Source organism: Burkholderia reimsis, from assembly GCF_003294055.1.
In the GTDB taxonomy this organism is placed as follows: domain Bacteria; phylum Pseudomonadota; class Gammaproteobacteria; order Burkholderiales; family Burkholderiaceae; genus Burkholderia; species Burkholderia cepacia.
This window is the reverse complement of sequence record NZ_QMFZ01000031.1, coordinates 1-21,318: the sequence shown is the minus strand read 5'-3', so window position 1 is coordinate 21,318 and position 21,318 is coordinate 1. Positions and strand designations below refer to the sequence as shown.

At 69.9% G+C, this 21,318-nt stretch carries 15 protein-coding genes; all 15 read left to right on the top strand.

Features of this window, described 5'->3' with window-relative positions; genetic code table 11:
• The first annotated feature begins 9 nt into the window (after positions 1-9).
• Positions 10-525 carry a type VI secretion system lipoprotein TssJ gene (tssJ, locus tag DPV79_RS29480; protein WP_113047131.1) on the top strand — a complete coding sequence of 172 codons (516 nt, stop codon included), beginning with the start codon at positions 10-12 and terminating at the stop codon, positions 523-525.
• Positions 522-1,937, top strand: a complete 1,416-nt coding sequence (gene tssK, locus DPV79_RS29475) for a type VI secretion system baseplate subunit TssK (protein WP_113047130.1) — start codon at positions 522-524, stop codon at positions 1,935-1,937. Before tssJ ends, tssK begins: the two co-directional genes overlap by 4 nt.
• A 15-nt stretch (positions 1,938-1,952) precedes the next feature.
• Positions 1,953-3,275: a DotU family type VI secretion system protein gene (locus DPV79_RS29470; protein ID WP_113047129.1), complete on the top strand. Its 1,323-nt coding sequence runs from the start codon at positions 1,953-1,955 to the stop codon at positions 3,273-3,275.
• A 1-nt stretch (position 3,276) separates the two neighbouring features.
• The gene (tssM, locus tag DPV79_RS29465) at positions 3,277-6,906 is read left to right on the top strand and encodes a type VI secretion system membrane subunit TssM (protein ID WP_113047128.1); all 3,630 of its coding nucleotides are present in this window, start codon (positions 3,277-3,279) and stop codon (positions 6,904-6,906) included.
• Complete coding sequence (gene tagF / locus DPV79_RS29460; protein ID WP_104768556.1) at positions 6,888-7,586, top strand: type VI secretion system-associated protein TagF; 699 nt, start codon at positions 6,888-6,890, stop codon at positions 7,584-7,586. The genes tssM and tagF overlap by 19 nt, the downstream gene beginning before the upstream one ends.
• A 75-nt stretch (positions 7,587-7,661) precedes the next feature.
• Positions 7,662-10,049, top strand: a complete 2,388-nt coding sequence (locus DPV79_RS29455; RefSeq protein ID WP_113047127.1) for a serine/threonine protein kinase — start codon at positions 7,662-7,664, stop codon at positions 10,047-10,049.
• Entirely contained in the window at positions 10,036-11,160 is a 1,125-nt protein-coding gene (tssA, locus tag DPV79_RS29450; RefSeq protein WP_113047126.1) for a type VI secretion system protein TssA, read from the top strand. The genes DPV79_RS29455 and tssA overlap by 14 nt, the downstream gene beginning before the upstream one ends.
• Before the next feature lie 73 nt (positions 11,161-11,233).
• Positions 11,234-11,788 (top strand): type VI secretion system contractile sheath small subunit, encoded by a 555-nt coding sequence (gene tssB / locus DPV79_RS29445; protein ID WP_059677885.1) that lies wholly within the window; start codon positions 11,234-11,236, stop codon positions 11,786-11,788.
• Complete coding sequence (tssC, locus tag DPV79_RS29440) at positions 11,781-13,289, top strand: type VI secretion system contractile sheath large subunit (RefSeq protein ID WP_059707537.1); 1,509 nt, start codon at positions 11,781-11,783, stop codon at positions 13,287-13,289. The genes tssB and tssC overlap by 8 nt, the downstream gene beginning before the upstream one ends.
• A gap of 71 nt (positions 13,290-13,360) precedes the next feature.
• On the top strand, positions 13,361-13,852 hold the full coding sequence (locus DPV79_RS29435; RefSeq protein WP_027791618.1) for an Hcp family type VI secretion system effector: 492 nt from the start codon (positions 13,361-13,363) through the stop codon (positions 13,850-13,852).
• 16 nt (positions 13,853-13,868) lie between these two features.
• The gene (gene tssE / locus DPV79_RS29430; RefSeq protein WP_021157089.1) at positions 13,869-14,417 is read left to right on the top strand and encodes a type VI secretion system baseplate subunit TssE; all 549 of its coding nucleotides are present in this window, start codon (positions 13,869-13,871) and stop codon (positions 14,415-14,417) included.
• Positions 14,418-14,421: 4 nt separating this feature from the next.
• A complete protein-coding gene (gene tssF, locus DPV79_RS29425; protein WP_113047125.1) occupies positions 14,422-16,293 on the top strand; it encodes a type VI secretion system baseplate subunit TssF in 1,872 nt (623 codons plus the stop codon).
• Between the two features lie 8 nt (positions 16,294-16,301).
• A complete protein-coding gene (tssG, locus tag DPV79_RS29420) occupies positions 16,302-17,378 on the top strand; it encodes a type VI secretion system baseplate subunit TssG (protein ID WP_244321829.1) in 1,077 nt (358 codons plus the stop codon).
• Positions 17,379-17,390: 12 nt separating this feature from the next.
• Positions 17,391-20,051, top strand: coding sequence for a type VI secretion system ATPase TssH (tssH, locus tag DPV79_RS29415; protein WP_113047124.1), 2,661 nt, complete (start codon positions 17,391-17,393; stop codon positions 20,049-20,051).
• Positions 20,048-21,318 (top strand): type VI secretion system tip protein TssI/VgrG (gene tssI, locus DPV79_RS29410; protein WP_113047123.1); only part of this gene is annotated, 1,271 nt, incomplete at its 3' end. The genes tssH and tssI, both read left to right, overlap by 4 nt.

The following is a 21,318-nucleotide window of genomic DNA, read 5'->3' as shown; positions in this document are numbered from 1 at the left end:
GGGTGGAATATGCAATGGCGGTCGAGCAGTTTCATCGTATGGGGATGCGTGATGCTGTTGCCGGGGTGCGGCGCGACGGAGCACGCCGCGGCGGTGCCGTATGCGATCACGGTCGACGTTGCGCCCGACGTCAACCCTGACCCGAACCGCAAGCCTGCGCCGATCGTGCTGAAGGTGTTCCAGCTCCGCGCGGCATCGTCGTTCGACAGCGCGGATTTCTTCACGCTGCAGGACAAGCCGGAGAACGTGCTCGGCGGGGACCTGCTCGGCACCGATCGCGTGATCCTGCGGCCGGGCGAGTCGCGCACGCTGCACTATCGCGGCAACGTCGAGGCCGGCGCGATCGGCGTGGTTGCCGAATACCGGATGCTCGAAAAGAACCGCTGGCGGCTGACGGTGCCGCTGCCGCGCGCGAAGCAGCTCAATCTCTACAAGTTCTGGCAGACGTCGCCGGGCGAGCTGAAGCTGTCGATCGCGGTGCGCAACGGCGGCCTCGCACTGAACGATGCGAAGGGGCGCCCATGACCGAACCGACGATGTCCGCGACACCGGTCGCGGCGCTCCGCCAGCGGGTGGTGTGGACCGAGGGGATGTTCCTGCGGCCGCAGCATTTCCAGCAGCTCGAACGGCACTGGGAACGCTACGTCGCGCTGCGCTGCCTCCCGCTGCAAGGCTTCTTCTGGGGTTTCGACACGCTGGAGCTCGACCGCGAGCAACTGGCGCTCGGCAAGGTCGCGCTGCGCACCGCGTCGGGCGTGATGCGCGACGGCACGCCGTTCGACCTGTCCCATCCGGACGATCTTCCCGAACCGCTCGACGTGCCGGCCGACGCGAAGGACCAGCTCGTCGTGCTCGCGTTGCCGCTGTGGCGCGGCGGCGGCGAGGAGGTGTCGTTCGGTGCGGGCGGAGGCCATGCGGCGAACGGAGCGAACGGTACGAGCGGCACGAACGGCGGCGCCGATGTCGCGCGCTACGTCGTGCGCGAATACGAAGTGGCCGACGCGAACGCGGTCGCGCTCGGTCCCGCACTGCTGCAGACGGGGCGCCTGAACGTGCGGCTGATGCTCGGAGCCGAGCTGACCGGCGACTGGCACGCACTCGGCGTCGCACGGATCGTCGAGCGGCGCACCGATGCGCGGTTGCTGGTCGACGAGGGCTACATCCCGCCGCGCCTCGTCGCGCAGCACGACGCCGTGCTGCTGGCCTACGCACGCGAGCTGCACGGGCTGCTCACGCAACGCAGCGAAGCGCTCGCGGAACGGCTGTCGGAGCCCGGGCGCGGCGGCGTGTCGGAAGTCGCGGACTTCCTGCTGCTGCAGCTCGTGAACCGCTATCTCGCGCTGACCTGGCATGCGCAGCAGCACGTGTCGACGCATCCGGAGGCGCTGTTCTGCGACTGGCTGAAGCTCGCGTGCGACCTGAGCACGTTCACGGCGGCCGGCCGGCGCCCGCAGTCGCTCGCCGTCTACGTGCACGACGACCTGCGCACGAGCTTCGCGGAGCTGATGACCGAACTGCGGCGGTCGCTGTCGACGGTGCTCGAGCAAAACGCGATCCAGATCGAGCTGCGCGATGCGGGCAACGGCATCCGCGTCGCGACGCTGGCCGACCCGGTGCTGCGCGACACGGCCGGCTTCGTGCTCGCGGTGCGCGCGGACGTACCGGCCGACAGCCTGCGCGCACGTTTTCCCGCGCAGGCCAAGCTCGGGCCGGTCGAGCGGATCCGCGATCTCGTGCAGCTGCAACTGCCGGGCATCACGATGCGCCAGTTGCCGGTCGCGCCGCGGCAGATCCCGTATCACGCGGGCCATACGTACTTCGAGATCGACAAGGGCAGCGACCTGTGGAAGCAGCTGGCGCGCTCCGGCGGTCTCGCCTTTCATTTCGCCGGCGAATTCCCTGGACTCTCGATGGAGTTCTGGGCGATACGCGGGTGAGGGCGGGGCGACGCGATGAATTCCTCCTCCGATTCGATCTCCCCCGGCGCAGGCGGATTCGTGCCGCCGAATCCGGGCGGCACGCATCCGGCCGCGGCGGGCGCGGCCGGCCCGACCGCGACGCAGCCGCGCCCCGGGCGCTGGGCCGCGAGCGGCACGAACCCGCTCGTCGCGGCCGCGAATCCGTTGCTCAACCTCGTGCCGCAGATCCGTTCGACCGTCCACCACCCGAATCCCGCGTGGCTGCGCGAGCATCTCGTGGTCGAGATCCGGCAGTTCGAGGCGCGCGCGCAGGAGGCCGGCGTGCCGTCGGAAGCGATCATCGGCGCGCGCTACTGCCTGTGCACGGCGCTCGACGAGGCGGCCGCGCTGACGCCATGGGGCGGCAGCGTGTGGTCGTCGCACAGCCTGCTCGTGTCGTTCCACAACGAGACCTGGGGCGGCGAGAAATTCTTCCACCTGCTCGAACGCCTGTCGCAGCAGCCGCGCCAGCATCTCGACCTGCTCGAGCTGCTGTATTTCTGTCTCGCGCTCGGCTTCGAGGGCCGTTATCGCGTGCTCGACAACGGCCATGCGCAGCTCGACGCGCTGCGCCACCAGCTCGCGCTCACGATCCGCTCGGTGCGCGGCGAATTCGAGCCGGCGCTGTCGCCGCACTGGCGCGACGTCGTCACGCGCGATGTCGCGCGCCGGTTCGTCGTGCCGCTGTGGGTGTGCGTGGCGCTCGCGCTGCTGATCGGCTTCGGTGTGTTCGTCGGGCTGCGGATCGCGCTCGCCTGGCATTCGGACCGGCTGTTCGCGTCGATCGACGCGCTGCACGTGCCGAAGCTGCAGCCCGCGCAAGCGCCGCCGCGCGCGGCACCGGCCCCGCGCATCGCGAAGTTCCTGGAACCGGAGATCGCGGCCGGCCTCGTGTCGGTGCGCGACGCCGCCGATCGCAGCGTGATCGTGCTGCGCGGCGACGGGTTGTTCAAGTCGGGTTCGACGTCGGTGATCGACCGCTACGTGCCGGTGCTCGCCCGTGTGGCCGATGCGCTGGACAAGGTGCCCGGCAACGTGCGCGTGACCGGTTACACGGACGACACACCCGTGCATACCGCGCGCTTCGCGTCGAACTGGGACCTGTCGCGCGAACGCGCGGAAGCCGTGCGCGGCATGATCGCCGCGCGGCTCGACCATCCGGAACGGCTCGCGGCGGAAGGGCGCGGCACGCTCGACCCGGTCGCGCCGAACGATTCGCCCGCGAATCGCGCGCTGAACCGGCGCGTCGAGATCACGCTGCTGCCGGCGCCCGGCAGTGCCGCCGTCGGCGCGAGCGCAACGCAGGGGGCCAACTGACATGAACCAGGCTGTCGCGCGTTTCGTCCGGCCGTTGCCGTCGCGGGAGATCTGGACCTTCGCCGGTCTCGTCGTGCTCGCATGCTTCGTGTGGCTCGCGGGCCCGCTGTTCGCGTTCGCCGAGGTCCGTCCGCTCGAAAGCAGCTGGGCGCGCGGGCTGACGATCGCGGTGCTGTTCATCGCGTGGGGCGCGCGCGTCGCGTGGCGCAGCTGGCGCGCCGGCCGGCTCAACGCGCAGTTGCTGAACCAGCTGCGCGAGGCGGCGCCCGGGCCGGCCACCGCCGACGATCCGGCGAAAGCGCAGCTCGACGAGTTGCGCAGCCGCTTCGACGAAGCCGCGACGCTGCTGAAGAAGGTCCGCTTCGGGCAGGCCGACACCGTGCGCAAGGGCCTGCCGCGCTGGTTCGACCGGATGTCGCGCCAGTATCTGTACCAGTTGCCGTGGTACGTGTTCATCGGCGCGCCGGGCTCGGGCAAGACCACCGCGCTCGTGAATTCCGGGCTCAGTTTTCCGCTCGCCGAGCAGTTCGGCCGCGCGGCGATTCGCGGCGTGGGCGGCACGCGGCATTGCGACTGGTGGTTCACGAACGACGCGGTGCTGATCGACACGGCCGGCCGCTATACGACACATGAGGGCAACCGCGCGCTCGACGAGGCCGAATGGAAAGGCTTCGTCGACCTGCTGAAGAAGTACCGCACGCGCCAGCCGCTCAACGGCGCGATGCTGACGATCAGCGTGGCCGACCTGCTCGGCGCGTCGGAGGCCGAGCGCACCCAGCACGCGATGGTGCTGCGCAAGCGTCTGCTCGAACTGCGCGCGCAGCTCGGCATCCGCTTTCCCGTGTACCTGCTCGTGACGAAGGCCGACCTGCTCGCGGGCTTCGCCGAGTATTTCGGCAACTACGGCCGCGCGGAATGCGCGCAGGTGTGGGGTTTCACGTTCCCGCTCGCGCAAAGCGAGGCGCCGGGTTTCGACCTGCGTGCGGCATTCGATCGCGAATACCGGCTGCTGCACCAGCGGCTGAACGACGGTCTGCCCGAACTGCTCGCCGCGCAGACCGACGCGCGCCAGCGCGAGATGACGTACCTGCTGCCGCAGCAGATCGCCGACCTGCAGGACATGCTCGGCCAGTTCGTCGCCGAGGTGTTTTCCGTGTCGAGCTACGAACCGATGCCGATGCTGCGCGGCGTCTACCTGACGAGCGGCACGCAGGAGGGCACCGCGTTCGATCGCGTGATGAGCGGCATCAAGCGCTTCCTGAAGATCGAGGGCGTGCCGCCGGTCGCGCAGGTCGGCTCGAGCGGCCGCAGCTTCTTCCTGAAGTCGCTGCTGCAGGAGCACATCTTCCGCGAAGCCTCGCTCGCCGGCAGCGACCTGCGCTGGCATCAGAAGCGGCGCGTGCTGCAGATCGCCGGCTACGTGCTGCTCGCGCTGGTGTGCGTGGCCATGCTGGCCGCCTGGCTGCGCAGCTATTCGAACAATCGCGCGTATCTCGACCAGATCGGCGCGCGCGTGCCGGCCGTCGATGCGCAGATTGCCGGCGCGAAATTCTCCGATGCGGCCGACGTCGCCCGCCTGCTGCCCGTGCTCGACGCGCTCGGCGGCCTTGCGAATACCGGCGGCGTCGACCTGCAGCATCCGCCGCTCGCGTACCGGTGGGGGCTGTTCCAGGGCGAGAAGATCGGCGAGGCCGTCGATGCCGTGTACCGGCGCGCGCTCGAGGACGTGCTGCTGCCGATCGCCGCGAGCCGGATGGAGGCCGCGCTGCGCGACGCGCGGCCCGACGAGACCGAATTCGCGTATGCGGCGCTGAAGGCGTACCTGATGCTGTACGACAGCGCGCACTACGATCCTGCGTTCGTGCAGGCCGTCGTCGATCTCGAAATGGAACGCGCGCTGCCGCCCGATTTCTCGCCGGCCGAACGCACCGCGCTGCGTGCGCATCTCGCCGCGCTGTTCGGCGGCCGCGTCGCGGTGTCGCCGTATCCGATGAACGAGCGGCTCGTGGCCGACGTGCGCGACCGGCTGCGGCAGGTGCCGTTCTCGCAGCGGCTGTACCGGCAGCTCACGCTGACGCTGCGGCCGGCCACCGCCGCGTTCGACTTCAGCGTCGCGCGCGCGGTCGGCCCCGACGCATCGCTGGTGTTCCGCCGCCAGGGCGGCAAGCCGCTGTCGGAAGGCGTGCCGGGCCTCTATACGCGCAACGGCTATCGCAACGTGTTCGCGCCGCGCCTGGCCGGCGAGGTCGACGCCTACGGGCGCGAGGAAGTGTGGGTGCTGAACCTCGGGCTCTCCGAGATTCCCGGGCCGAACGACGCGGCCGCGTGGGCCCGCGATATCCGCCAGCTCTACCTGAACGACTATCTGAAGATCTGGGACGACTATCTCGCCGACATCAAGCTGCAGCGCACCGCGACGCTCTCGCAGAGCATCCAGGTGGCGCGCGCGCTGTCGTCCGCCGATTCGCCGCTCACGCGGCTGATGGTCGCGCTCGCGCGCGACACGGCGCTCGGCGATGCACCGGGCGGCGGGGCGCGCAATCTCGCCACGCGCGCGCAGGACAAGGTCGACGAGGCACGCAGCTCGCTGTCGCAGATCTTCGCGAGCCAGGGAAGCGATGCGAACACGTCCGCCGCGGCGCCCGCGAGCGCCGAGCAGATCGTCGACAGCCACTTCGCCGGGTTGCGCACGTTCGCGCCGGGCAGCGGCGACCAGGCGCAGGCGTTCAATGACGTGCTGAAGTCGATCGACGCGCTGTACACCTACCTGACGGCCACCGACGACGCATTGAGGAGCGGCGCGCAGCCGCCGCCGTCCGACGCGCCGGCGAAGCTGCGCGCACAGGCAGGCCGCCTGCCGACGCCGTTCCGCGAAGTGCTCGACGACCTGTCGAACGTCGCGAACGGCAGCGTGGCGACCGTCGAGCAGCGCAGCGTCGCGACGCGGGCCGGCGCGAACGTCGGCGACTTCTGCCGGCAGGCGATCGCGGGGCGCTATCCGTTCGCGCGCGGCTCGTCGCGTGACGTCGCGCCGGCGGATTTCGCGCAGATGTTCGCACCCGGCGGCCTGATGGACGACTTCTTCCAGAAGAACCTGCAGTCGATCGTCGATACGACGTCGCACCCGTGGCGCTTCGCGAACCGCAATGCGGACGCCGATCCATCGGCCGCCGCGATGCTGGCGTCGTTCGAGAAGGCGGCGGTGATCCGCGACGCCTATTTCGGCGGCGGTGCGCGCACCGCGCAGCTGAAGGTGCAGATCCAGCCGCTCGAAATGGACCCGTCGATCACGGAGATGGTGCTCGACGTCGACGGGCAGATCGTCCGTTACGCGCACGGCCCGCTCGTGCAGAGCGCGGTGGACTGGCCGGGCCCGCGCGGCAGCAACCAGGTGCGGCTGCAGGTGTCGGGCCAGGCCGGCGCGACCGACGGCTTCTCGACCGACGGGCCGTGGGCGCTGCACCGGCTGTTCGACCGCGCGGCCGTATCGGCCGGGCGCGGCTCCGACCAGATGATTGCGCGCTTCACGGTCGACGGCAAACCGATCGTGCTGCAAGTGAATGCGGGCAGTGTCCGCAACCCGTTCAGGCTGCCCCAGATGGAGTCCTTTACATGCCCTCCGAAGCCATGAGCCCGACACCGCCGTTCACGCGTACCGACGGCGATGCGCCGGCCTGGTACGGGAAGATTCCCGGCGCCGGCGACTTCGTGAACAGCCGGCTGCCGCATGCGCTCGCGCTGTGGTGGGAGCGCTGGCTCCAGCAGGGGATGGCCGCGATGCGCCAGCGCGGCGCGGACGAGATCGAGCGCCATTACACGGTCGCGCCGGTCTGGAATTTCCTGATCCCGGCGGGCGCCGGCGCGTCGTGCGTGCAGCCGGGCTGCCTCGCGCCGAGCTGCGACCGCGTGGGGCGCTACTACCCGGTGATCGTCACGCTGCCGATGCGTGCGGCCGATTACTGGAACGGGCTGCCGGACGCCGCCGACGCGTTCTACTGGCAGGTCGGACAGGCGCTGCTCGACGCGATCCGCCATGCCCGCGCGCCGGGCGATCTCGAGCGGACGCTCGAACGCGTGCGGCTCGCACCGGGCGTCGGTCGCGACGCGGCGGACATCGTCGATGGTATGCCGGCGGCGCTGCCGGACCGCACGGCGCCGGCAGCATGGCCGGGGCTGTCCGGTTACTTCGATCCGCACGGCGGCACCAGTTTCTGGTGGACCAATCGCGCGGACGGATCGCCGCTGCGCACGCACGCGCACACGGGCACGCCCGACAACGCGCTGTTCCTGACGCTGTTCGGCGGCGGTTAGCGGCCGGACAGAAGGACGGCGGGCCGCCGGGCGCGGCGGCGGGCGGAAAGGACGCGGTTTCGAGAGGTGGTGGAGATGAAGGACGCTGGATCGAGAGACAACGAGCACGACACGGCGACACGCGGCGACGCATCCGGATTCACGGTGCGGCCGCTGCCGCTCGGCCATCGCCTCGGCGAATTGCAGCTCGACGAGGTGCTCGGCATCGGCGGCTTCGGGATCGTCTATCGCGCGTTCGACCGCACGTTGCGGCGCGCGGTCGCGATCAAGGAGTACATGCCGTCGATGCTGGCCACGCGCGGCGGCGACTATACGGTATCGCTGCGCTCCGAGCGGTTCGCGCAGGCATTCGACGCGGGGCGCGGCGCGTTCCTCAACGAAGCGCGCCTGCTTGCGCAATTCGACCATCCGGGGCTCGTCAAGGTCCTGCACTTCTGGGAAAGCCACGGCACCGCGTACATGGTGATGCCGTTCTACGAGGGGCGCACGCTCAAGCAGCTGCTCGACGGCGGGATGCGGATCAGCGAGACGCAGTTGCGCAACATCGTCGGCGCGCTGCTCGGCGCGCTCGACACGCTGCATCGCGCGCAGTGCTTCCATCGCGACGTCGCGCTCGACAACGTGCTGATCCGCCCGAACGGCAGCGCGATCCTGCTCGACTTCGGCGCGGCGCGCAAACGGATCGGCGATCTGGTCGACGACGGCGCGATGATGATCAAGCCCGGCTACGCGCCGATCGAGCAATACACCGACGATCCCGCGTTCAGCCAGGGGCCGTGGACGGATCTCTATGCGCTCGGCGCGGTGATGCACGCGATGATCACCGGCGAGTTGCCGCCCGCGGCCGTCGTGCGCAGCATCAAGGACACGTACCGGCCGCTCGCGTCGCGTGAACTGCCGGCCGGCGAGGTGTACAGCCCGGCTTTTCTCGCGGCCGTCGATCATGCGCTGCAGTTGCGGATTCCGGACCGGCCGGAATCGGTCGCGGCATTCGCGGCGGAACTCGGGTTGCGGGACTTCGACCGGACCGGCAGCGGGTATGGCGCGCACGCGGTGCCGCCCGTGGGCGATGCGGGCAGGGGCGAGGGAGACAAGGGGGCGGCTTCTGTCGAGGCCGGTACCCAGTCGGCTGCGGCAGCGACTTCGATCGGTGCGGGTGGGACCGCTTCGGGTAGCGCTGCGCCGGACGCGCGGCTGCCAACGCAGGCGGGTGCGGGCCCTGTATCGACGCCCACGGACACGGCATCCGCATCGCCCGGTGTGTCGGACGGCAAGCCGGAAACCGATGATGGGTCTTCGACGTTGAAAGCGGCCACGCAAGGCGCAGCCGCCACGGCGGCTGCGGGAGCGCTCGCAGCTTCCGCATCGCATGCGTCCCGGCCGGCCGCGAAACCGGTTGAATCCGATGCGCCGAATGGAAACGTCGAACGCGCGAAAGAACCGGCCGCAGCACGAACCGACACGCACGACGAAGCCAGTGCGCGATCCGCAAGACCCGATACGGAGATCGGCGCGCGTGGTGCGGCGGGTTCCGTGAAAGCGGTCACGTTCGCGGGTGAAGATGCTGGTGCTGGCGTCGGTGCCGGTGCGGGTGCCGGTGCCGCCAGTACAACCGCACCGTATCCCGCCGCATCGTCGTCGGCGGTGTCAGGCGGCGCTTCCGTGCCGACCGGCGCCCAGCTCGGCCAGGCCCCCGCCGGATCGCGCAAGCGCCGGCTGCCGGTCTACGCCGGGGGCGCGGTCGTTGCGCTGATCGCCGTCGGCCTTGCCGCGACCTATCTGTCGCGTCCTGCCCGCGTGGCCGACGAGCCCGCGCCCGTCGCGAGCCAGCAGCAGGCCGGCACGTCGCCGCCCGCGAGCACGCCGGCTGCCACACTGGCCCAGCAGGGGCCGACTCCGATCGTCGTGCCGCCGTCCAGCCTGCCGGCCGGATCGTCTGCCCAGGTTGCGCCGCCACGCGTCGCCGCCGAGCCCGCCAGCGCGCCGGCCGTCGAGGCCGCCGCGCCCGCGCCGCAGGTGGCGACCACCGTGACGAACGCGGCCCCGCCGCCGGCCGGCGCCAGTCCCGCCATCGCGCCCGCCGGCAGCCTCGACGCGTCGGAGCGCATCGTCAACGTGCCGCCGTCGGAAGCCGCCGTACCGCCGGTGACGACGCCATCCCCGGCACCGAAACCGCCGGACAGCCAGATGCCCGTCGCCGCCGTGACCGCGCTGCCCGCCGAGCAACAGCCGCGTGCGCCGAAGGCGCAGGAAACCGTGCAGGTGCGTTTCAACGTGCGGCCTTGGGGCGACGTCTACGTGAACGGCGCGCGGCGCGGCGCGAGCCCGCCGCTGCGTTCGGTATCGCTGACGCCGGGCGTCTACGTGATCGAAATCCGCAACGGCTCGCTGCCGCCGTTGCACCGCACCGTGGCGATCGATTTCGGCAGCAAACCGGTCAACATCGACTATGCATTCGAATGACGTCAGCCAGGCGGCGCTGGCCGCCGCCGCATTTTCAGCGGTGCCGCCCGGCATCCCGGCGACGCCGCGCGCGGGCCTGATCGGCCCGTTGCTCGCGGATGTCGCGCCCGATGCGCCGTGCGGCGCGAACCTCGAATACGACGCCGAGTTCCTGCAGTTGCAGGAGCGTGCGACGCCGCGCGCCGAGCAGCAATACGGCGACACCGTGATCCCGGCCGAAGCGCCCGACTGGCGCACGGTCGAGCGGCTCGCGCTGGCGCTGTCCGCGCGCACGAAGGACCTGCGCGTGATCGCCTGTCTCGTGCGAAGCTGGACCGAGCAGCACGGCATCCCCGGTTATGCGGACGCGCTCGCGCTCGTCGCGAACCTGCTCGAGCACCGCTGGGACACCCTGCATCCGCGGCTCGACGCAGACGGCGAACCGGACCCGACACCGCGGATGAACGCGCTCGCCGACGTGGCCGGCGCACACGACTGCGCGCGCGCGGCGCGCCGCCAGCCGCTGTTCGAAGGCGGGCCGAGCGTGCGCGACGCCGAACGGCTGCTCGATGGCCGCGACGACATCGGCAGCCCCGCGACCGGCAGCCGCGAAAGCCTGCTGGCCGCGCTGTCGGCCGCGTCGGGCGACGGCACGACGCCGCTCGACGCGGCGCGCGCGGCACTGCACGCGCTGGATGCGATCCGCGTGTGCGTGACCGACAAGCTGGGCCGCGAATGGGCACCCGACGAAGGCGACGCGGAGAGGGCGCTGCGGCGCATCACACGCGAGGTGCCGCTACCCGAGCCGCAACCGGTGTCGCCCGACACGCAGCAGGCCGTTCCCGGCGACGCATCGCAGGCCGTCTCGGCACCCGCTGCGTCGACGCCGATGCCGAACGCCCACGCGTGGCGCGAAGCCGCCATCACGAGCCGCGACGACGTGCGCATCGGTCTCGACAAGATGTGCCGCTATTTCGAGCAGCACGAACCGAGCCACCCGGCGCCGCTGCTGCTGCGGCGCGCGCAGCGGCTGCTCGCGCTCGACTTCTACGAAATCATCCGCGACCTCGCGCCGGAGAGCCTCGCGAAGCTGGACCTGCTGAGCGGCGAGCGAAGCGAATCAAACGAATGAACCGAACGAAAGAAACCGCCATGCGGGCGGCAACGACGGACTGCGCAACCTGATCGATGTGAAGGAGTGGACGATGACGGACAGAACCAAGGCGGCGGGCAGCGGACAGAAGTTCATCGCGCGCAATCGGGCGCCGCGCGTGCAGATCGAGTACGACGTCGAGACCTACGGCGCCGAACGCAAGGTGCAGCTGCCGTTCGTGATGGGCGTGATTTCGGACCTGGCGGGCAAGCGCGCCGAGCCGCTGCCGGACCTGCCGGAGCGCAAGTTTCTCGAGATCGACGTCGACAACTTCGACGAGCGGATGAAATCGATCGCGCCGCGCGTCGCGTTCCAGGTGCCGAACACACTGACGGGCGAAGGGATGCTCAACGTCGACATGACGTTCGAGCAGATCGACGATTTCTCGCCGGCCGCGATCGCACGCAACGTCGACGCGCTGCGCCGGCTGCTGGAGGCGCGCACCGAGCTGTCGAACCTGCTGTCGTACATGGACGGCAAGCACGGTGCCGAACAACTGATCGAACGCGCGATCAACGACCCCGACCTGCTGAAGACGCTCGTGCGCGAACCGCACACGAGCGCGCAGAGCGGCGACGCGACCCAACCGGAGGCCCGCGATGAATGATCCTGTCCAGTCCCGCGCCGATGCGCGCGACGCCGCGCAACCCGCCGTCGCGCACGACGAATTCGCGGCGCTGCTGCAGAAGGAGTTCAAGCCGAAGACGGCCGAGGCGCGCGAATCGGTCGAGCGCGCGGTGCGCACGCTTGCGCAGCAGGCGCTCGAACATACGGTCGGCATGACGACCGACGCATACGGCAGCGTGAAGCAGATCATCGCGGAGATCGACCGCAAGCTGTCCGAGCAGATCAACCAGATCCTGCATCACAACGAGTTTCAGACGCTCGAAGGTGCATGGCGCGGGCTGCATTACCTCGTCACGCACACCGAGACCGACGAGCTGCTGAAGATCAAGGCGCTGCCGGCGTCGCGCAACGAAGTCGCGCGGATGCTGAAACGCTACAAGGGCGTCGCGTGGGACCAGAGCCCGCTGTTCCGCAAGATCTACGAGGAGGAATACGGGCAGTTCGGCGGCGAGCCGTTCGGCTGCCTGGTCGGCGATTTCCATTTCAACCACAGCCCGCCCGACGTCGAGATGCTCGGCGAGCTGTCGAAGATCGCGGCGGCCGCGCACGCGCCGTTCATCGCCGGCGCGTCGCCGGAGCTGATGCAGATGGATTCGTGGCAGGAGCTGTCGAACCCGCGCGACCTGACGAAGATCTTCCAGAACACCGAATATGCGGCGTGGCGCAGCCTGCGGCAATCGGAGGATTCGCGCTACATCGGGCTCGCGATGCCGCGTTTTCTCGCGCGGCTGCCGTACGGCGCGCGCACCAACCCGGTGGACGAATTCGACTTCGAGGAAGACACCGACGCCGCGAACCACGACCGCTACACGTGGGCGAACTCGGCGTACGCGATGGCCGCGAACATCAACCGCTCGTTCAAGCAGTACGGCTGGTGTTCGTCGATCCGCGGCGTCGAATCGGGCGGGGCGGTCGAAGGGCTGCCGAGCCACACGTTCCCGACCGACGACGGCGGCGTCGACCAGAAATGCCCGACCGAGATCGCGATCAGCGACCGCCGCGAGGCCGAACTCGCGAAGAACGGCTTCATGCCGTTCGTGCACCGGAAGAACTCGGATTTCGCGGCGTTCATCGGCGCGCAGTCGCTGTACCAGCCGGCCGAGTATCACGATCCCGACGCGACCGCGAACGCGCGCCTGTCCGGCCGCCTGCCGTACCTGTTCGCGTGCTGCCGCTTCGCGCATTACCTGAAGTGCATCGTGCGCGACAAGATCGGCTCGTTCCGCGAACGCGACGACATGGAGCGCTGGCTGAACGACTGGATCATGAACTACGTCGACGGCGACCCCGTCAATTCGTCGCAGGAAACCAAGGCGCGCAAGCCGCTCGCGGCCGCGCAGGTGGTGGTCGACGAGGTCGAGGACAACCCCGGCTACTACACGTCGAAATTCTTCCTGCGGCCGCATTACCAGCTCGAAGGGCTCACCGTGTCGCTGCGGCTCATCTCGCGGCTGCCGACCGCGAAGGCGGCCAACGAATGAGCGGCGGCACACGCAACGATTGGACTTCAACGCGGCATTCATCCTGACATCGCACTGAAACGGAGACGGTTATGGGCGTGGCAATGTTTATGAAGGTGGACGGCGTGACCGGCGAATCGGCGGACGCGCAGCACAAGGGCTGGACCGACATCCAGTCGTTCACGTGGGGCGCGAGCCAGCCGGGCGCAATGGCGAGCGGCAGCGGCGGCAACGCGGGCAAGGCGAGCTTCAACGATCTGGTCGTCGCCGCGTACATGGACAAGGGGGCACCCGCGATCATCAAGAACTGCGCGAACGGCAAGCATTTGTCGTCGGTCGAGATCTCCGCGTGCAAGACGGGCGGCACGCAGGTCGAGTTCATGCGCGTGACGCTGCAGGAGGTGCTCGTCACGTCCGCGCAGGTCGCGGGGATCGATCCGGGCGACGTCGCCGACCGGCTGATGATGCACTACGGCTTCCAGGCCGCGAAGGTGAAGAAGCAGTACTGGCAGCAGAACGACAACGGCGGCAAGGGCGCGGAGGTGACCGTCGGCTGGAACATCAAGGAAAACACCGAGATGTGACGGCGCGGAGACGACCATGGACGACCCGCGAACCCGCGACGGCCGGGAGGGCAACCTGCGCGACCGGCTACAGCCCGCGCTGCTCGACCGGCTCACCGACGACACGCCGCAGCGCGCGAGCGAAGCGCCCGGCGCGCAGTGGATCGGCACCGAACGCCTGCGTGCAGCCGTGCTGCGCGATCTCGCATGGCTGCTCAACACGCGCAACGCCGAGGACGGTTTCGTCGACTGGCCGGCGTTCGCGCATGCGCAGGCGTCGGTGCTCAACTACGGGATGCGGCCGCTCGTCGGCAAACCGATGTCGGGCGTCGAGCGGATGTCGGTCGAGGCGTCGATCCGCGACGCGATCGTCCGCTTCGAACCGCGCATCGCGCCCGACAGCATCGATGTCCGCAGCGTGACCGATGCGCCGGGCGGCCGCGCCGGCGAACGGCGTCACAACGTGCTGCTGTTCGAGATTCGCGGCACGCTGTGGTCGATCCCGCATCCGCTCGAATTCGTGCTGCGCTCCGACCTCGATCTCGAGACGGGCGCGATGTCGCTGCAATCCGTGGCGGGAGCCTGACGCGATGGATACGCGCCTGCTCGACTACTACAACCGTGAACTCGCGTACCTGCGCGAGCTCGGCGGCGAATTCGCGCAGCAGTTCCCGAAGGTGGCCGCGCGGCTGCGGCTCAATGAATCGGGGCCGCCCGACCCATACGTCGAGCGGCTGCTCGAAGGCTTCAGCTTCCTCACCGCACGCGTGCAGTTGAAGATGGACGCCGAGTTTCCGCGCTTCACGCAGGCGCTGCTCGATGCCGTGTATCCCGGCTATGTCGCGCCGCTGCCGTCGATGGCGATCGTGCGGTTCGCGCCGATGCTGAACGAAGGCAGCCTCGCGCAAGGCTGGCGGCTGCCGGCCGGCACGGCGCTGCGTGCGCGGCCGGCCGCGTCCGAGCAGACCGCGTGCGAATTCCGTACCGCGCACGACCTGACGCTGTGGCCGCTCGAACTGACCGATGCGAGCGTCACCGGCGCACCGTCGTGGCTGCCGCGCGGCGTCGTCGCCGCACGGCAGGACGTGCGCGGTGCGCTGCGCATCCGGCTGAAGGCGCGCGGCGGCGCCAGACTGTCGCAACTGCCGCTCGACCGGCTGATGTTCCATCTCGCGGGCCCCGAGCGCGACGCGCTGCATCTGCTCGAACTGATCGCCGCCCATGCGCTCGGCGTCGTGTGCCACGACCCGGCGCAGCCGCCGCGCTGGCTGCATACGCTCGATGCCGACGCGATCGTCCACGAGGGTTTCGATCCCGCGCAGGCGATCCTGCCCGACGACGGCCGCAGCTTCCACGGCTACCGGCTCCTGCGCGAGTATTTCGCGTTTCCGGCGCGTTTCCTGTTCTTCAGCATCGGCGGGCTGCGTGCCGCGCTCGCACGCGCGACCGGCGACGAGTTCGAACTGACCGTGCTGTTCGACCGTCACGATGCGGCACTCGAAGCGGCCGTCGGCGCGCGCCATCTCGCGCTGAACTGCACGCCGGCCGTGAACCTGTTCGCGCGCCGCGCCGATCGTATCCAGTTGCAGCCGGGTGCGCGCGAACACCATGTCGCCGTCGATCGCAGCCGGCCGCTCGACTACGAGGTCTATGCGGTGCAGCGCCTCGCGAGCGAGCAGCGCGACGACTGCCAGTCGCGCGAATTCCGGCCGTTTCACGCGTCGTTCGCCAGCGACGACGGCAACCACGGCGCGTACTACACGGTGCGGCGCGAACCGCGGCTCGTCTCCGCCCAGGCGCGCGCGAATGGCACGCGCACCGGCTACGTCGGCAGCGAGACCTACGTGTCGCTCGTCGACAGCCAGTGCGCGCCATACGACGAGACGATGCGCTACCTGGCGGCCGACACGCTGTGCACGAACCGCGACCTCGTGCTGCTGCAGCCGCCCGGTGATGCGAACACGTTCACGCTGCGCGTGTCGGCCCCGGTCGACAGCATCGTCGCGATCCGCGGCCCGTCGCGGCCGCGCCCGCCGATCGCCGACGCGCAAACCGCGTGGCGGCTGATCCGCCATCTCGGGCTCGCACGTCACACGCTGACCGATCTCGACGACGACGAGGGCGCGCATGCGCTGCGCGAACTGCTCGGCCTGCACGCCGACCCGGCCGATGCCGCGATGCGCCGGCAGATCGACGGCGTGCTGCGCGTGGCGTTCTCGCCGGTGTTCCGCCGGCTGCCCGCGTCCGGCCCCCTGATGTTCGGGCGTGGCGTGCAGGTCGACGTGACCGTCGACGACCATGCGTTCTCCGGCGACAGCCCGTTCCTGCTCGGCTCGGTGCTCGAACAGTTCTTCGCGCGCCACGTGTCGATCAACGCGTTCGCCGAATGCGTGCTGACCAGCGCGCAGCGCGGCACGCTCGCGCACTGGCCGGCGCGTGTCGGCAGGCGGCCCGCGATATGAAGCGCGACATGTCTCCGCGTGCCGGAACGGCCACCGAAGCCGCACGCCGCGACGCGTGGTGGGCGCGCCTGCGTGCCGCGCCGCACGGTTACGACCTGTTCCAGGCGCTGCGCTGGCTCGATGCGCTGTCGCCCGGCCGCGCGCCGCTCGGCCATGCCACGCGGCCGCGCGACGAGCCGGTGCGGCTCGGGCAGCGACCGTCGCTCGCGTTCGCGGCGTCGATGCTCGCCGGCGTGTCCGACGACGGCACCGTGCCGCCGCGCATTGCGATTCACGGATTCGGGCTGTTCGGCCCGAACGGGCCGCTGCCGACGCACCTGACCGAATACGCGCACGAACGCGCCGCGCAGCACGACGACCCGACGTTTGCCGCGTTCGCCGACCTGTTTCATCACCGCCTGATCCTGCTGTTCTACCGCGCGTGGGCCGACGCGCAGCCGACGGTGAGCCTCGATCGCCCGGAACGCGCGCGCTTCGACGGGTATGTCGCGAGCCTGATCGGGCGCGCGGCACACGACCACGATCCCGCCGCGCATGCCGACGCCGACACGCTCGCGCCGCATGCGCGTTATTTCCATGCCGGCCATCTCGTCCGGCACACGCGCAACCCGGAAGGGCTCGTGCAGATCCTGCGCCGGCATTTCGGTGTCGAGGCCCGCATCGTCGAGCACGTGCCGCAGTGGGTCGCGATCGAGCGGTCGCAGCGCTGCACGATCCGCGCGACGCGGCCGACGTTGCGGCTGGGCGCCGTCGCGCTCGGCATCGCGGTGCGCGATGCGCAGTCGCGCTTCCGGATCGTGCTCGGCCCGCTGTCGCTCGACGCGTACCGCCGCTTCCTGCCGGGCGGCCCGCATGCCCGGCAGCTCGCGCACTGGGTGCGCGAATACGTCGGCATCGAGTTCGACTGGGACGTGCTGCTCGAACTGGCGGCCGACGCGGTGCCGGCGATCGCGCTCGGCGCACCGCAGGGCATCGGCCGCACCGCGTGGCTCGGGCAGCGGCTCGAACCGGGCCCCGCGCGCGACCTCGTCGTCCGCTACGACGTGCGGCGCACCGGCGCCCCCCTTCATCGCGAAACCGCCTAAACGGGAACCGTCATGTCCGATATCGGCCGCGTCAACCTGTTCGGAAAACTGAATCCGTTCCTCTACGAGACGCTCGAGCAGGCGACCGGCTTCTGCCGGCTGCGCGGCAATCCGTACGTCGAGCTCGCGCACTGGTTCAAGCAGATGCTGCAACGGCCCGACGGCGACCTGCCGCGCGTGCTGCGCCACTTCGCGATCGACGACACCGCGATCGACCGCGGGCTCGTCGCCGCGCTCGACAAGCTGCCGCGCGGCGCGGGCTCGGTGTCGGATCTGTCCGTGCATATCGACGACGCCGTCGAACGTGCGTGGGTATACGCGACGCTGAAGTACGACGCGACGCGCATTCGCGGCGCGGTGCTGCTGCTCGCCATCCTGAAGACGCCGCAGTTGCGCAACGTGCTGCTGGCGATCACGCGCGAATTCGAGCGCATCGTGCCGGACGTGCTCGCCGACGCGCTCGAATCGATCGTCGAAGGCTCGCCCGAGGCGCCGCCGGCCGGGCAAGCGGCGCCGGGCGGCGGCACGGCGATGCGCGGCGCGGCCGGCGCCTCGGACGGCCCGGCGCTCGCACGTTTCGCCGTCGACCTGACCGCCCGCGCGCGGGCCGGCGAGATCGACCCGGTCGTCGGGCGCGACGCCGAGATTCGCCAGATCGTCGACATCCTGCTGCGGCGCCGGCAGAACAACCCGCTGCTGGTCGGCGAGGCCGGCGTCGGCAAGACGGCCGTTGCGGAAGGCTTCGCGCTGCGGATCGCCGCCGGCGACGTGCCGCCGTCGCTGCGCGACGTCGCGCTGTACCTGCTCGACATCGGGCTGCTGCAGGCCGGCGCGAGCGTGAAGGGCGAGTTCGAGAGCCGGCTGCGCGGCGTGATCGACGAAGCGATGTCGTCCGAGCGGCCGGCGATCCTGTTCATCGATGAAGTCCACACGCTCGTCGGCGCGGGCGGGGCGGCCGGCACCGGCGACGCCGCGAACCTGCTGAAACCCGCGCTCGCACGCGGCCTGCTGCGCACGATCGGCGCGACCACGTGGTCCGAGTACAAGCAGTACATCGAGAAGGACCCGGCGCTGACGCGACGCTTCCAGCTCGTGCACGTGCACGAACCGGAAGAGGCCGCCGCGCTGACGATGCTGCGCGGCCTGGCCGGGAAGCTCGAGGCGCATCACCGCGTGCTCGTGCTCGACGACGCGCTGCAGGCCGCCGTCACGCTGTCGCACCGTTACATTCCCGCCCGCCAGTTGCCGGACAAGGCGATCAGCCTGCTCGACACGGCCTGCGCGCGCGTCGCCGTCAGCCAGCACGCGGTGCCCGCGCCGGTCGAGGATGCGCGCCGCCGCATCGACAGCCTGCGCGTCGAACAGGAGCGGATCGGGCGCGAATGCGCGCTCGGCACCGGCGATACCGCGCGGCGCGATGCGATCGATCACGACATCGCCGCCGCCCATGCCGAACTCGACCGGCTCGACACGCGCTGGCAGACCGAACGCGACGCGTTGACAGCGATCGTCGATGCCCGCGCGCTGCTGCTCGACGACGACCCGTCGCATGTGCTCGACGCCGACGCACGCGTCGCCGCTCAAACCCGTCTGTCGGCCGCCCAGCAGGCGCTGGCCGACCTGCAGGGCGATGCGCCGCTCGTGCTGCCCGCCGTCGACACGCACGCCGTGGCCGCCGTCGTCGCCGACTGGACCGGCATTCCGCTCGGCCGGATGGTGCGCGACGAAACGCAGGCCGTGCTGAAGCTCGCCGATACGCTCGGCGAACGCGTCGTCGGCCAGAAGCATGCGGTCGAACTGATCGCCGAGCGCATCCAGACCGCGCGCGCCAGGCTGGACGACCCGAAGAAACCGCATGGCGTGTTCCTGCTGTGCGGGCCGTCCGGCGTCGGCAAGACCGAAACCGCGCTCGCGCTGGCCGACACGCTGTACGGTGGCGAACACAACGCGATCACCATCAACATGAGCGAATTCCAGGAGGCGCATACCGTGTCGACGCTGAAGGGCGCGCCGCCCGGCTATGTCGGCTACGGGCAGGGTGGCGTGCTCACCGAGGCCGTGCGACGGCGCCCGTACAGCGTCGTGCTGCTCGACGAGATCGAGAAGGCGCATCGCGACGTGCACGAGATTTTCTTCCAGGTGTTCGACAAGGGCTGGATGGAGGACGGCGAAGGGCGCGACATCGATTTCCGGCATACGGTGATCCTGCTGACGTCGAACGTCGGCGCCGAGCGCGTGATGCAGCTGTGCCGCGATCCCGAGCGCCTGCCCGACGTGCAGACGCTCGCCGATGCACTGCGCGCGCCGCTGCTCGACGTGTTTCCCGCCGCGCTGCTCGGCCGGCTGACCGTCGTGCCGTACTACCCGCTCACAGACGCGACGCTTGCGCGCATCGTCGCATTGCAATTGCGATGGATCGAGCAACGGATCGACGCGCATCACGGCATCCGGCTGCGCTGCACCGACGCGGCGACCGCGCTGGTCGTCGAGCGCTGCCGGACGATCGAGTCCGGCGGCCGGATGGTCGACGCGATCCTCACGCATACCGTGATGCCGCGCATCGGCCGCGCGATCCTGCAGGCGACGCTCGAAGGCCGCACGCTGTCGTCGATCGAGCTGGGCGCGGCCGACGGCGAATTCGCCTACCGGTTCGACGAGGAGGAAACGACTTGAATCGCGTATTCACACTCGACAGCCCGCACGGCGACGACCTCAAGTTCCATACGCTCGATGGCAGCGACGAACTCGGCCGGCTGTTCGAATTTCGGATCGAGGCGCTCGCCGACAGTCACAACCTGTCGCTGAAGAACATGCTCGGGAAACCCGTGACGGTCCGGATCGAACAGCAGGACCTGTCGACGCGCTACCTGAACGGCATCGTGGCGCGCGCGTCGCTCGCCGGCCGGCGCGCCGAAAGGTACTACGGCTACGAGCTGATCGTGCGGCCCTGGTTGTGGCTCGCGACGCGCCGCTCCGATTGCCGGATCTTCCAGAACAAGACCGTGCCGGAGATCGTGCAGGAGGTCCTGTCGACGTACGGCTTTCCGATCGAGAGCCACCTGGCGGAGACGTATGTGCCGCGCGATTACTGCGTTCAGTACAACGAGACCGACGCCGCGTTCGTGTCGCGGCTGATGGAGTTCGAGGGCATTTATTACTGGTTCCGCCATGCGGAGGACACGCATACGCTGATGCTCAGCGACGCGATGTCGTCGCACACGGCGCTGCCCGGCTACGAGACGATTCCGTACATCGCGCGTGACCGCACCGCGATCGCTGACGAGGAGCATATCGACGGCTGGCTGCCCGCGCAGGAAGTGAGCGTCGGCAAGCACCAGACCACCGACTACGACTACACGAAGCCGCGCGCCGATCTTTCGTCGCAGAAGGTCGATCCGCGTGGTCATGATCACGATAGCTTCGCGTCGTTCGAGTGGCCGGGCGGGTATCGCGACGATGCGCCCGGTGCGCATTACAGCCGCGTGCGGCTCGAGGAGCAGCAGGCTGAGCATGAGCGGGCGAGTGCCGATACCGATGTGCGTGGTGCTGCGCCGGGTTACCTGTTCACGTTGGCGCATTGTCCGCGTGCGGACCAGAACCGCGAATACCTGATCGTGCGGTGCCAGTACCGCTTCCAGGAGAACGCGTATGCGAGCGACCAGGGCGCGGAGGCTGTCGTGCATCAGACGATGATGCTCGTGCAGCCGTCGAGCCTGCCTTACCGGTCGCCGCGCGACACGCCGCGGCCGCGCACCAACGGGCCGCAGACGGCCACCGTGGTCGGGCCGCCGGGGGAGGAAATCTGGACCGATCAGTATGGGCGCGTGAAGCTGCAATTCCGCTGGGATCGGTATGGGCAAAGCAATCAGGATTCGTCGTGCTGGGTGCGGGTGTCGAGTCCTTGGGCGGGTGGTGGATTCGGGGGGGTGCAGATTCCGCG